The following is a 12,828-nucleotide window of genomic DNA, read 5'->3' as shown; positions in this document are numbered from 1 at the left end:
CGACCAGCCGGGCCCGGGCCAGCTGGGTCAGCGCCCAGGCCTCGCCGCGGGCGTCGCGGGTACGGCCGTAGAGGCCGAGGGCGGTGGTCAGTTCGTGCTCGGCGCGGGGGCTGTCGCCCATGCGCAGGCCGAGTTGGCCGAGCTGGAAGTGGGCCCAGGCCTCGCCGTGCACGGACTCGCCCGCGTGGTGCAGGACCAGGGACTCGGTCAACAGCCGCATGGCCTCGGGGAGTCGGGCCCGGTCGCGTTCCACGGCGGCCAGGGCGTGCATGGTCCAGGCGCGGTCCGTGGCCAGCTGCGGGGCGGCCTGGAGGTCGAGGGCCTCGCGGAGTTTCGCCGCCGCCTCGGTGAGGTTGCCCTGGTGGTGCAGGGTGATGCCGAGGGAGCACAGGGCGCGGGCGGCGCCGGCGTCGTGGTGGGCCTCCATGTAGAGGTCGACGACGGAGGTGAGAGTGGTGCGCGCCTTGTCGAGTTCGCCGAGCTGCCGGGCCGCGATACCCGTGCGCCACTGCACCGAGCGGACAAGGAGCCCCTGGTCGACGGCCTGCGCCAACTCGCTGATCTCGCCCAGGCGGTAGAGGTCGCCGCGCAGCAGGCAGTAGTCGCACAGCGCGCCGAGCAGATTCAGTACGGCGCCCTGGTCGACGCCCTCCGCGTGCCGCAGCGTCGAGGTGATGAAACTGGACTCGTCGTCCAGCCAGCGCAGCGCCTCGTCGAGCGAGGTGAAGCCGTGCGGGCCGAAGCGGTCCGAGCGCGTCGACATGTTGCCGTCGACCAACCGCAGTACTGAGTCGGCGAGTTCGGCGTAGTTCACGATCAGCCGTTCCTGCGCGGCCGTACGTTCCGAGGACTCCTCCTCGTCGAGGAGGCGGGCCTGGGCGAAGGCGCGGACCAGGTCGTGGAGGCGGTAGCGGGTGCCGCGGACGTGGTCGATGAGGCCCGCGCGGGAGAGCGCGACCAGGTGGCGGGTGGCCTCCGTCTCGTCCGTGGCCAGCAGGGAGGCGGCTGCCGCCGCGCCCAGCGAGGCCCGGCCGGCCAGCGCCAGCCGGCGCAGCAACCGACGGGCCTGCTCCGACTGGTCGGTGTAGCGCAGCCACAGCACCCGCTCGACCGGCTCGACCGGGCCGTACGCGCCGAGATCCGTGGCCAGTTGGCGCGGTGAACGCGGGCCGAGGGACGAGCCGGCGATCCGCAGCGCCAGCGGCAGTCCGCCGCACAACTCCCTGATCCGCTCGTCGGATTCGGCGTCGTACGGCCCCGAACCGTCCTGCGCCGCCGCACCGAGCAACTCCTCCGCGCCCGCCGCGTCCAGCGCGTCCACCGGCAACTGGTGGACCCAGGCGGACAGTTCGGCGGGCAGGTCGAGAGGCTTGCGGGCGGTGACCACGACCAGGCTGTCCGAGCGCTCGGGGACCAGGGTGGCCACCTGCCCGGGGTCGGAGGCGTCGTCCAGGACGATCGTCACCGGGAGGCCGGTCAGGTGCTGGTGGTACAACTCGCCCAGCCGCTTGACCTGTTGGTCGGGGGAGGAGCGTTCACGGAAGAGAAGCTGCTCGCGGGGCGCGCCGAGCCGGTTCAGCAGGTGCAGCAGCGCGTCGCGGGTGGGCAGCGGGGGTTCGCCCGGGCTGTCGCCGCGCAGGTCCACCACGCAGGCACCGCGGAACTGGTCGCGCAGATCGTGCGCGGCGCGCACCGCGAGGGCGGTACGGCCCGAGCCGGGCGCGCCGTGCAGGACGACCACCGTCGGCCGGGTCTCCGTGCTCGCGCGGGCCGCGTGCACCCACTGCCGGATCCGGGCCAGCTCCGCCCGACGGCCCGCGAACAGCCCGACCGGCTCCGGGAGTTGACCGAAGGACTGCTCCAGCACACTCCGTCTGCGGGCCGCCGCACTCTTGTCCGTACCGCGCAGCTGCGGCCCCGGCTTCTTCGTCGGCCCGGTGGCGGCGGCGAGCACCCGCTGCTGGTCCAGGAACGGGCGGATACCCCGCACCTCCAGCGCCGTCAGCCACTGCAACCGCAGCTGCTCAGGCCCGCCGGGCTGGCTCGCGGCACCGGCACGGTGATGCGCGGCGGGCAGATGGGAGGCGGTCACCTTCACGACGGTCGCCGCCGCGCCGACGACACCGACCGTGACACCCGCGCCGAGCGCGGTGCCGGTACCGGTGCCGAGAGCCAGGTCGGCCACGACGGCCCCGACGGCGGCAACGGCCGCCACCAGCAAGGGAGTTCCGCCACCCTCCCTGGCGTACCGCTGCTTGAAGGTGAGCTGTCCGGCCGCCGCCTCGTCGAGCGCCCCCGTGTAGGCCTCGTACTCCTCCTCCGCCGCCCGGGCCATGGCGTCCAGCGTGGCCCGGGACCGCGCCAGCAGCACCTGCCCCTCGACGCGCCCGCCGGAACGCCGCACCTCCTCCTCCACGGCCCGAGCCAACAGCCGCTCGGCGTCGCTCCGATGGCTGTCCCGCATGTCGCGTCCCCCTCCGACGGCAACTCCCTGGCCTATGAGTGTCCTTCGGGGGAGGCGAGAGCGCGAGAGGGCGACGATCACCCGTTCGCTGCGCGGCAGCGGCAGGCCGTCCTACGACCTCCGCCGCCCGTCGGGCACGATGGGTCCATGCCGAACCGACTGGCCCATGAGACCTCCCCCTATCTGCTTCAGCACGCCGACAACCCCGTCGACTGGTGGCCCTGGTCGGAAGAGGCGTTCGACGAGGCCAGGAGGACGAACAAACCGGTCCTGCTGAGCGTCGGATACAGCAGCTGTCACTGGTGTCACGTCATGGCTCACGAGTCCTTCGAGGACCAGCCCACCGCCGACTACCTCAACGACCACTTCGTCAGCATCAAGGTCGACCGTGAAGAGCGCCCCGACGTCGACGCCGTCTACATGGAGGCCGTGCAGGCGGCGACCGGGCAGGGCGGCTGGCCGATGACCGTGTTTCTCACGCCCGATGCCGAACCCTTCTACTTCGGCACCTACTTCCCGCCGGAGCCCCGGCACGGCATGCCCTCCTTCCGGCAGGTTCTCGAAGGGGTGCGCAGCGCCTGGACCGACCGGCGGGACGAGGTCGCCGAGGTCGCCGGGAAGATCACGCGGGACCTGTCCCAGCGCGAGATCGACTACGGCTCCGCCGAGGCCCCCGGCAAGGAGGAGCTGTCCCAGGCGCTGCTGGGGCTCACCCGCGAGTACGACCCGCAGCGCGGCGGATTCGGCGGTGCGCCCAAGTTCCCGCCGTCCATGGCGATCGAGTTCCTGCTGCGGCACCACGCCCGCACCGGTTCCGAAGGTGCCCTGGAGATGGCGCGGGACACGTGCGAGCGGATGGCGCGCGGTGGTATCTACGACCAGCTCGGCGGCGGTTTCGCGCGGTATTCCGTCGACCGCGAGTGGGTGGTCCCGCACTTCGAGAAGATGCTCTACGACAACGCCCTGCTGTGCCGCGTCTACGCGCACCTGTGGCGCAGCACCGGCTCCGAACTCGCCCGCCGGGTCGCCGTGGAGACCGCCGACTTCCTGGTGCGTGAACTCCGCACGAACGAGGGCGGGTTCGCCTCCGCGCTCGATGCCGACAGCGACGACGGGACCGGGACCGGTCGGCATGTCGAGGGCGCCTACTACGTCTGGACGCCCGAGCAGCTCACCGAGGTCCTGGGTGAGGCGGACGCGGAGCTCGCAGCCCAGTACTTCGGTGTGACGGACGAAGGGACCTTCGAGGAGGGGCAGTCCGTCCTCCAACTGCCGCAGAGTGAGGGCGTGTTCGACGCCGGGAGGATCGAGACGGTCAGGAGTCGGCTGCTCGCCGCGCGTGCCGGGCGTCCCGCCCCGGGCCGTGACGACAAGGTGGTCGCCGCCTGGAACGGGCTGGCGATCGCCGCGCTCGCCGAGACCGGCGCCTACTTCGACCGCCCCGACCTGGTGGAGGCCGCCGTCTCCGCCGCCGATCTCCTCGTACGGCTGCATCTGGACGAGCACGCCAAGCTGGCCCGCACCAGCAAGGACGGTCAAGTCGGCGCGAACGCAGGGGTGTTGGAGGACTACGCCGATGTCGCGGAGGGCTTCCTCGCGCTGGCGTCGGTCACGGGGGAGGGGGTGTGGCTGGAGTTCGCCGGGTTCCTGCTCGACCATGTGCTCGCCGGGTTCGTGGACGAGTCGGGGGCGCTCTTCGACACCGCCGCCGATGCCGAGCGGCTCATCCGCCGGCCGCAGGACCCGACCGACAACGCCACCCCGTCCGGCTGGACGGCAGCCGCCGGTGCGCTGCTCGGTTATGCCGCCCAGACCGGTGCCGAGCCCCATCGCAGCGCCGCCGAGCGGGCGTTGGGGGTCGTGAAGGCGCTCGGGCCGCGGGTGCCGCGGTTCATCGGGTGGGGGCTCGCGGTCGCCGAGGCGTATCTCGACGGGCCGCGCGAGGTGGCCGTCGTAGGGCCGTCGCTCGGTGACGAAGCCGCAAAAGCCTTGCACCGTACGGCACTTCTGGGGACCGCGCCCGGTGCGGTGGTCGCCTTCGGGGTCGTGGAGAGTGACGAACTCCCGTTGCTTGCCGACCGGCCGCTGATCGATGGCGGACCGGCCGCGTATGTCTGCCGTAACTTCACCTGTGATGCGCCGACGACCGATCCGGAGCGGCTGCGTACCGCGCTGAGCAGGTGAAACGCCAGAGGCGTAACCGTCCCAAACGCGACCAGTGCGGGAAATGGCCACGTGTCGGCCTGATGGTGAGGAAACACGCTCTTCACTGAAATCACCAATCGGCTTCACAGACCGCCCATAGTCTCGGCCCCGTGACGCGACGGAGGTAACTCACCGTCGCGCCGGGGGGATTGGGATCTGGGGGGATCTGCTGTGCTGACGTCTGTCTTCATCGCTGCTGTTTCGCTTGCCCTGTTCTGGATGGCGGCCTTCACTCTGTGGTGGCAGATGCACGCGTGGCGTACGCCCGAGGTGCTCGCCTCCACCCGATTCAGCAGCCCGGACGGGGACGAGCACGTCTCGTTCTCGTTGCTGCTGCCGGCCCGGCACGAACAGGCCGTGCTGGACCACACCATCCAGCGGTTGCTGGAGTCCACCCACACCGACTTCGAGATCATCGTGATCGTGGGGCACGACGACCCCGAGACCACGGCGGTGGCCAACAGTGCCGCCGAGCGCGACCCGCGTGTCCGTGTCGTCGTCGACACGCACGAGAAGAAGAACAAGCCGAAGGCCATGAACACGGCGCTGCCGCACTGCCGCGGCGATGTCGTCGGGGTCTTCGACGCCGAGGACCAGGTCCATCCGGAGCTGCTCGCCCACGTCGACCACGCGTTCCGGACGACGGGGGCGGACGTCGTCCAAGGGGGCGTCCAGCTCATCAACTTCCACTCCAGCTGGTACAGCCTGCGCAACTGCCTGGAGTACTTCTTCTGGTTCCGGTCCCGGCTGCATCTGCACGCGCAGAAGGGGTTCATCCCGCTGGGCGGCAACACCGTCTTCGTGCGGACCGACGTCCTGCGCGAGGCCGACGGCTGGGACCCCAACTGCCTTGCCGAGGACTGCGACTTGGGCGTGCGGCTGTCCAGTGCCGGCAAGAAGGTCGTCGTCGCCTACGACTCCGACATGGTGACCCGGGAGGAGACTCCGGGCTCGCTGATGTCGTTGCTGAAGCAGCGAACCCGCTGGAACCAGGGCTTCCTTCAGGTCTACCGGAAGAAGGACTGGAAGCAACTCCCGGGATTCGGGCAGCGGTTGCTCGCCCGGTACACGCTGATGACGCCGTTCCTGCAGGCCTTCTCCGGGGTGATCATCCCGCTGAACGCGGCGGTCGCGCTGTTCCTGGAGGTGCCGGTCGGCATCGCCTTCCTCACTTTCCTGCCGCTTGTCACCGCCGCGGTCACCTTCGTCTTCGAGGTCGTCGGACTGCACGACTTCGGCAAGCAGTACGGACTCCGCGTCCGCGCCGTCCACTATCTGAAGCTCGTCGTGGGCGGCCCCTTCTACCAGGTTCTCCTGGCCGGAGCCGCGATCCGCGCAGTGTGGCGTGAGCAACGTGGCCGAAACGACTGGGAGTTGACCTCCCATGTCGGCGCGCACCTCACCGAACCCGCAGTGATCCGAGAGGACGTTCCTGCGTGACCTCCACCCTTCCCGCGGTGACCACCACGGTCCCCGCGCAGCGGCAGCCTGCGCCTGAAACCGGTTCGACGGGTCGAACGACCCCGCCGAGCCGCCTCCGCTCCTCCCGCCCCGACCTGCTCCTCTGCGGCCTGCTCCTCACCGCGATCCTCGTCGTGCAGGGCTGGAACATCGCCGACTACCCGACGCTCAGCGACGACGAGGGCACCTACCTCGCCCAGGCCTGGGCCGTACAACAGGGCAACGGCCTGGCCCACTACACCTACTGGTACGACCATCCACCGCTCGGCTGGATCCAGATCGCGCTGCTCACCTGGATCCCCGCGCACTTCAGCCCCGACTCGATGACCGTCGGCACCATGCGCCTCGCGATGCTGGTGATCAGCGCGATCAGCGCGGTCCTCGTCTACGTCCTCGCCCGCCGACTGTCCCTGCCCCGCTGGGCGGCCGGCCTCGGCATGCTGCTCTTCGGTCTCTCCCCGCTGTCCGTGATCCTCCAGCGGGAGATCTTCCTCGACAACATCGCCGTGATGTGGATGCTGCTCGCGTTCTGTCTGGCCGCGTCCCCAAGTCGCCACCTCTGGCACCACTTTGGCGCCGGTCTCGCGGCAGCCGCCTCGGTCCTCACCAAGGAGACGATGGTCGTCATCCTGCCCGCGTTGGTGGTCACCATGTGGCGGCACGGACACCGGGACACGAGGAAGTTCGCGCTCACCGGGGCCATCACCGCCTGCGTCCTGATCGGCCTCGCGTACCCTCTCTTCGCCCTGCTCAAGGGCGAGTTGCTGCCCGGCAGCGGCCATGTCTCCCTCTGGGACGGCCTCAAGTACCAGATGACCAGACCGGGTTCGGGCTTCATCCTCGACCAGGGCACCGGCTCCTACGGCGTCCTCCACTCCTGGCTCTACTACGACCGTGTCCTGCCCCTGGGCGGCCTGGCCGGGGCGCTGCTCCTGCTGGTCACCTGGCGCTGGTCGGTCACCGCCCGCTCGCTCGCCGGACCGGCCCTGACCGTGGCGATCCTCGCCGCGGTCGCCCTGCGGCCGGGCGGCTATCTGCCCGCCATGTACGTCATCGGTGCACTGCCCTTCCTCGCCCTGGTCCTCGCCGGAGGCACCGCCTCGGTCGCCCACGCGGTGCTGCGCAGACGGCGGCGCGAGGGGGAGAGACGGTACGTCACCGGGGGCCGGTACGCGCTCGCCGTGGTCCTCGCCCTCGCCGCCGGCGCCTATGTCGTACCGCGCTGGTACGACGGCGACCACACCGCCGTGACCGCGGATGCCAACGCCCCCTACCGGGCGGCCTCCAAGTGGCTGTCCACCGAGGTCGAGGACCCGAAGGACACCCGGGTCCTCGTCGACGACGCGCTCTGGCTGGACCTGGTGCACGCCGGGTACCGGCCCGGGCTCGGGGTCATCTGGTTCTACAAGGCCGACCTCGACCCCGCCGTCACCAAGACGATGCCGAACGGCTGGCGGGACATCGACTACGTGGTGGCCTCCCCGACGGTACGGCGCGACGCGGTCGACCTGCCCAACGTCAAGGCGGCGATCGAGCACTCCACACCGGTCGCCACCTTCGGCACGGGCGACGACCGCATCGAGATCCGGCAGATCCAGTCCGAGACCGTGGGAGCCCAGCAATGAGCCAAGAGTCCACTGTCCCCGGGGAGTTGGGCGAGCCTGCGGTACGCGCGGCGGAGATCGCCGAGCCGGGTGCCGTCACCATCGTCGTACCGACCTTCAACGAGTCAGGAAACATACGGGAGTTGCTGCACCGGATCACCGAATCCGTGCCGACCCGGCTGCCCTGCGAGGTCGTCTTCGTCGACGACTCCACCGACGACACCCCCGAGGTGATCTCCGAGGCGGCGCGGGACTGCCCGTTCCCGGTGACCGTGCTGCACCGGGAGGAACCGGTCGGCGGGCTCGGCGGCGCGGTCGTCGAGGGGATGAAGAGGGCGTCGTCCGACTGGATCGTCGTCATGGACGGCGATCTTCAGCATCCGCCGTCCCTGGTACCGGAGTTGGTGGGCACGGGCGAGCGGTCGCACGCCGGGCTCGTCGTCGCCTCGCGGTACATCAAGGGCGGCAGCCGCGAGGGACTGGCCGGCGGCTACCGCATCGCCGTTTCCCGCGGGGCGACCTGGCTCACCAAGGCGCTCTTCCCGCGCCGACTGCGGGGCATCAGCGACCCGATGAGCGGCTTCTTCGCGATCCGCCGCAGCGCGGTGACGGCGGAGGCGCTCAAGCCGCTCGGCTACAAGATCCTGCTCGAACTCGCCGTACGCGGCCGTCCTCGCACGGTCACCGAGGTGCCGTTCGTCTTCCAGGACCGCTTCGCCGGCGAGTCCAAGTCGACCGCGCGGGAAGGCTTTCGCTTCCTGCGCCATCTCCTCGGGCTGCGCACGGCGTCGCCGTTCGCGCGCATGGTGATCTTCGGTCTGATCGGCGCCACCGGCTTCCTGCCGAACCTGGTCGGCCTGTGGGCGCTCACCAAGACGGGCATGCACTACGTCCCCGCCGAGATCCTCGCCAACCAGCTCGGCGTGGCCTGGAACTTCCTGCTCATCGAGCACCTCCTGTTCCGCGACCGCCGGATGCACCGCAACTGGTGGGACCGGGCAGGCCGGTTCGCGCTGCTCGCCAACGCCGACCTGGTGCTGCGCATCCCGCTGATCGCCCTGTTCGTCCACCGGTTCGGCATGAGCGCTGTGTCGGCGACCGCGCTCGCGCTGGTCACCACGTTCGTCCTGCGCTTCGTCGGCACCGAGGCACTGGTCTATCTCCCGCGCCGCAAAGGGAGTTGTACGGAATCCAGGAGAGCCGCGTGAACAAGTACCGCAGAAGAACCGCGTTCCTCGGAGTGGGGACGCTGACCGCCGGACTGCTGCTCGCCGTGCCGCAGTCCGCCGAGGCCGCGAACCTCGTCCTCAACCCGGGCTTCGAGACGGCGGGCAGTGACGGGATGCCGTACTGCTGGGAGAAGTCCGGCTGGGGCGACAACGACTTCGATTTCACTACGACTTCGGACGCGCACTCCGGTTCGAAGGCCATGAAGGTCAACGTGACCCGGCGCGTGGACGGCGACCGCAAGGCGCTGATCACCGAGTCGACGGCCTGCGCGCCGGTGGTGACGGCGGGCAAGCAGTACGACCTCGGGCTCTGGTACAAGACGACCACACCCGACGCGAACATCACGCTGTTCCGGCACGACGCGACGGCCGGGTGGCAGTACTGGAGCGACCTCAAGACCCTGGAGATGCAGGGGAGTTGGACCCAGGCCTCGGTCCGTACGCCCGAGGTCCCGGCCGGTACCGACCGGATCACCTGGGGTGTCTCGGTCTACGGCACCGGGTCCGCGACCACCGACGACTACACGATGGACCAGGTCCCCGACACGCTCCCGCCCGCGACCTGTACGGCGACCGCCGAGGAGTGCGCTAACGGCCGTTGGGACGTGCTGCCGACGCAGAACCCCGTCCGCTCGATGCACTCCGTCGTCCTCAACAACGGCAAGGTGCTGCTGATCGCGGGCTCCGGGAACAGTGAGGAGCAGTTCGACGCGGGGACGTTCACGAGTGCGGTGTACGACCCGGTCGCGGGCACGTACAAGGTGATTCCGACGCCGAAGGACATGTTCTGCTCGGGGCACATCCAGTTGCAGGACGGCCGGGTGCTGGTGCTGAGCGGCAACAAGGCGTTCCCGGTCGCGGGCGGGCACGGGTACGAGGGCTACAAGGACTCGTACATCTTCGACCCGGTGACCGAGACGTACAGCAAGACGAACGACCTGAACGACGGCCACTGGTATCCGTCGGCGACCGAGCTCGGCAACGGTGACGTCATCTCCTTCGGGGGGCTGCGCGAGGACTCGACGGGGTCTGTGACGGCCGAGTACTGGTCGGACGCGCAGCAGAAGTGGCTGCCGTTGTCGCAGGTCAACCAGACCTGGTCGTACTGGGGGCTGTACCCGTCGATGGTCCTGATGCAGGACGGCCGGCTCTTCTACACGGGCAGCCATGTCTTCGGGAACAACATCCCGGGGACGGGCAGCGCGATCTACGACTACGGTGCCAACACGATCACTTCGGTCTCGGGGCTGCAGAACAAGGACCAACGCGACCAGTCGGCAAGCGTGTTGCTGCCCCCGGCGCAGGACCAGAAGGTCCTCACCATCGGCGGCGGCAACATCGACTCCAACCCGGACGCGAACCGGCTGACCGACATCATCGACCTCAAGGCGGCCAACCCGACTTACACGGTCGGCCCCCAAATCCCGCAGGGGACGGTCGACTTGGGGAACGGTCCGGTGGCCGAGACCGGCGCGCAGGGCAAGATGTACGTGTCCGCCGTACTGCTGCCGGACGGCACGGTGCTGGAGACGGGCGGTGGCCTGCACAACCGCGCGAACCCGGTGTACGAGGCGTCGATCTTCGACCCCACGACCACGACGTTCGACCCGGTGGCCGCCGATCCCGAGGCCCGCGGCTACCACTCCTCCTCGTTCCTGCTGCCGGACGGGCGGGTGATGTCGACCGGTGACAACCCGGGCAACGGCACCTGGAACCACAACGTGTCGATCTATACCCCGCCGTATCTCCTCAAGGGCACGCGGCCGACGATCACTTCGGTGATCGACAACGAGTGGGAGTACGGGGACACCCAGACGATCACCGTCGACCGGCCCATCGCCAAGGCGGAGTTGATCCGGCCGGCGGCGGTCACGCACTCCTCGGACCCGAACCAGCGGTTCGTGGACCTGCCGCTGTCCGTGGACGGCAACACGGTCGACCTGAACGTGACGAGCAACCCCGACTTGGCGCCGCCCGGCTGGTACATGCTCTTCGCGGTGGACGCCAACGGGGTGCCGTCGGTGGCCAAGTGGGTCCATCTGCAAGGCCCTTCGGCGCTCACCACCGACACCGCCTCCGCCCACGTCCACTCCTTCGCCGACTCCCTGGAGGGCAAGGTCACAGAGCCCGGCAGGAAGCGGACCTCGCAGAAGGTCTCGGTGACCATCTCCGGCTGCGACCGCCACTACGGCACGATCAACGTCTGCGTCCCGACGGTCTTCCCGGCGGAGGTCAAGTCGACTACTGCGGCCCGTTGTTCATGGCTCCAGCAGAACGACTACGGCCGCCTGAAGGTCAACGGCAAGGACGACCCGCTGCGGCTCGACCCGAACAGGGATGGGGTGGCTTGCGGGAAGGGTGACGTGAAAACCGTGAAGAAGAAGGGCTAGCGGTCGCCTACGAACTCGGCGAGGGCACCACCCTGTTGGGGTGCGCGCCCTCGCCGGGCTCACAGGTTTCGACAGACGTCGCGTCGAGGGACTTCGGCAGCTCGGTGAGCCGGTGAAGGATGCGCAGGGCGTCGGGCCGGGGAATCTTGAGCAGGTCCCGCTGGGCGGGCGCTGCGAACCGTGTGACGTACCGCGTCGGAATCAGGCGCCGCGCGAGCGGAGCACGGCGGTCATCTCCTCCAGGGAGAGGGAACCATCAAGCCCCTCGGCCTCGGCTTCGTCCGCCAAGCGGTTCAGCCAGGCGTCCTCGGCCTGCTCTTCAAGTTCACGCAGGCGTCCGTGCTCGTCGATGTCGACGACCTCCTTCTCGACCGCCGGCTCGCTCAGGTCACGAACGTGCCGGACATTCACCCGGGTTCACTCGGACAGCCCGTGCTCCAGCACATCCAGCGTGCGGCCCACCAGGTCCTTGAAATCGTCCCGGTGGCCGTGTTCCGCCCAGTACAGGGACGTCTCCATCAGGGCGCCGATGAGTGCCATCGCGGAGACCCGTACTTCGAGGCTCTCCGGGTCCCGGCCGGTGCGCTCGGCGATGGCCTGGCAGAGCATGTCGCCGGTGACCGACATGCTCTCCATCATGCGTGAGCGTACGGCCGGGACCTGGACCATCAGATGGGTCCGGAGCCGGGAGATCTCCTCGTCCTCCTTCATGCCGTACTTGATGGCCTTCTGCATCACGTACCGAAGCGTGACCGGCCACGGTTCGTCGGTGGGCCGGGCCCGCAGTTCCTCCATGATGATCGGGTCGAACTCGTCCGTGAGGACGATGTCCTCCTTGGTGGGGAAGTAGCGGAAGACCGTCGACGGCGACACCTCCGCGCGCTCGGCGATCTGCTCGATCGTGGTCGCGTCGTACCCCTGCTCCTTGACGAGCGCGTACGTCGCGGTGCGGATCGCTTCGCGGGTCTTGATCTTCTTGCGCTCGCGGAGGCCCAGTTGAGGGCGGTCGGCGGGGCTGAAGGGGGAGGGTGCGGCCGTCATGGTGTTCATTGTCCGGCATCCGCCAGGGCGACGGCCACGGCTGTGGCGGGGTCTTCCTCCTCCTTCACCGCGGGCGCGGCCGGGGTGTTCGGCAGGAACGCCGCCGCCAGCAGGGCGGTGACGAGGGCCGCGGCGCCGCACACCAGCAGGACCAGGCCCATGCCGTGGACGTACGCGCTGTTCGCGGAGGAGATGAGGTCGGCCGAGCCGGTCTTCTGAGCCACGATGTGTGCCGCTACGACCGACTCCCCGGCGGTGTCCGCCGCCTTCGCGGGCAGGCCGGTGACGTCGAGGCGGTCGCGGAAGGTGCTCGCGAGCAGGCTGCCGAGCAGGGCGATGCCGAGCGCGGGGGGCGTACCGGGGTAGTCGGAGGTCAGCGACGGAACTGCGGAACAGGCCGAGGTGTGCGAGGTGCGGCCGGGTGACGAGAGCCG

At 69.7% G+C, this 12,828-nt stretch carries 8 protein-coding genes and 1 pseudogene; 5 read left to right on the top strand and 4 right to left on the bottom strand.

What is annotated here, in order from left to right:
• Nucleotides 1–2,464: tetratricopeptide repeat protein (locus R6V09_RS31270; RefSeq protein WP_317884819.1), on the bottom strand; the 2,464-nt coding region annotated here is incomplete at its 3' end.
• Nucleotides 2,465–2,611: 147 nt separating this feature from the next.
• Between R6V09_RS31270 and R6V09_RS31265 the strand changes: the two genes are divergently transcribed.
• From R6V09_RS31265 to R6V09_RS31245, 5 genes are all read left to right on the top strand, one after another.
• Entirely contained in the window at nucleotides 2,612–4,648 is a 2,037-nt protein-coding gene (locus tag R6V09_RS31265) for a thioredoxin domain-containing protein (RefSeq protein ID WP_317884818.1), read from the top strand.
• 192 nt (nucleotides 4,649–4,840) lie between these two features.
• Complete coding sequence (locus R6V09_RS31260) at nucleotides 4,841–6,109, top strand: glycosyltransferase (RefSeq protein WP_317884817.1); 1,269 nt, start codon at nucleotides 4,841–4,843, stop codon at nucleotides 6,107–6,109.
• Complete coding sequence (locus R6V09_RS31255; protein ID WP_317884816.1) at nucleotides 6,106–7,755, top strand: ArnT family glycosyltransferase; 1,650 nt, start codon at nucleotides 6,106–6,108, stop codon at nucleotides 7,753–7,755. The genes R6V09_RS31260 and R6V09_RS31255 overlap by 4 nt, the downstream gene beginning before the upstream one ends.
• Complete coding sequence (locus R6V09_RS31250; protein ID WP_317884815.1) at nucleotides 7,752–8,942, top strand: glycosyltransferase family 2 protein; 1,191 nt, start codon at nucleotides 7,752–7,754, stop codon at nucleotides 8,940–8,942. Before R6V09_RS31255 ends, R6V09_RS31250 begins: the two co-directional genes overlap by 4 nt.
• The gene (locus R6V09_RS31245) at nucleotides 8,939–11,353 is read left to right on the top strand and encodes a galactose oxidase early set domain-containing protein (RefSeq protein WP_317884814.1); all 2,415 of its coding nucleotides are present in this window, start codon (nucleotides 8,939–8,941) and stop codon (nucleotides 11,351–11,353) included. Before R6V09_RS31250 ends, R6V09_RS31245 begins: the two co-directional genes overlap by 4 nt.
• Before the next feature lie 201 nt (nucleotides 11,354–11,554).
• On the opposite strand, the gene R6V09_RS31240 is transcribed toward R6V09_RS31245, so the two are convergent.
• The 3 genes and pseudogenes from R6V09_RS31240 to R6V09_RS31230 all read right to left on the bottom strand — a co-directional run.
• Nucleotides 11,555–11,764 carry a hypothetical protein gene (locus tag R6V09_RS31240; protein ID WP_317884813.1) on the bottom strand — a complete coding sequence of 70 codons (210 nt, stop codon included), beginning with the start codon at nucleotides 11,762–11,764 and terminating at the stop codon, nucleotides 11,555–11,557.
• Nucleotides 11,765–11,770: 6 nt separating this feature from the next.
• Complete coding sequence (locus tag R6V09_RS31235; protein WP_317884812.1) at nucleotides 11,771–12,403, bottom strand: TetR/AcrR family transcriptional regulator; 633 nt, start codon at nucleotides 12,401–12,403, stop codon at nucleotides 11,771–11,773.
• A pseudogene (locus R6V09_RS31230) lies at nucleotides 12,400–12,828 on the bottom strand (hypothetical protein); the annotation flags it as partial. The pseudogene R6V09_RS31230 and the gene R6V09_RS31235, both read right to left, overlap by 4 nt.

The organism is Streptomyces sp. W16 (assembly GCF_033194735.1).
Lineage (GTDB): Bacteria > Actinomycetota > Actinomycetes > Streptomycetales > Streptomycetaceae > Streptomyces.
Note: the sequence above shows the minus strand (reverse complement) of the source record. Positions and strands in the feature narration are given on the sequence as shown.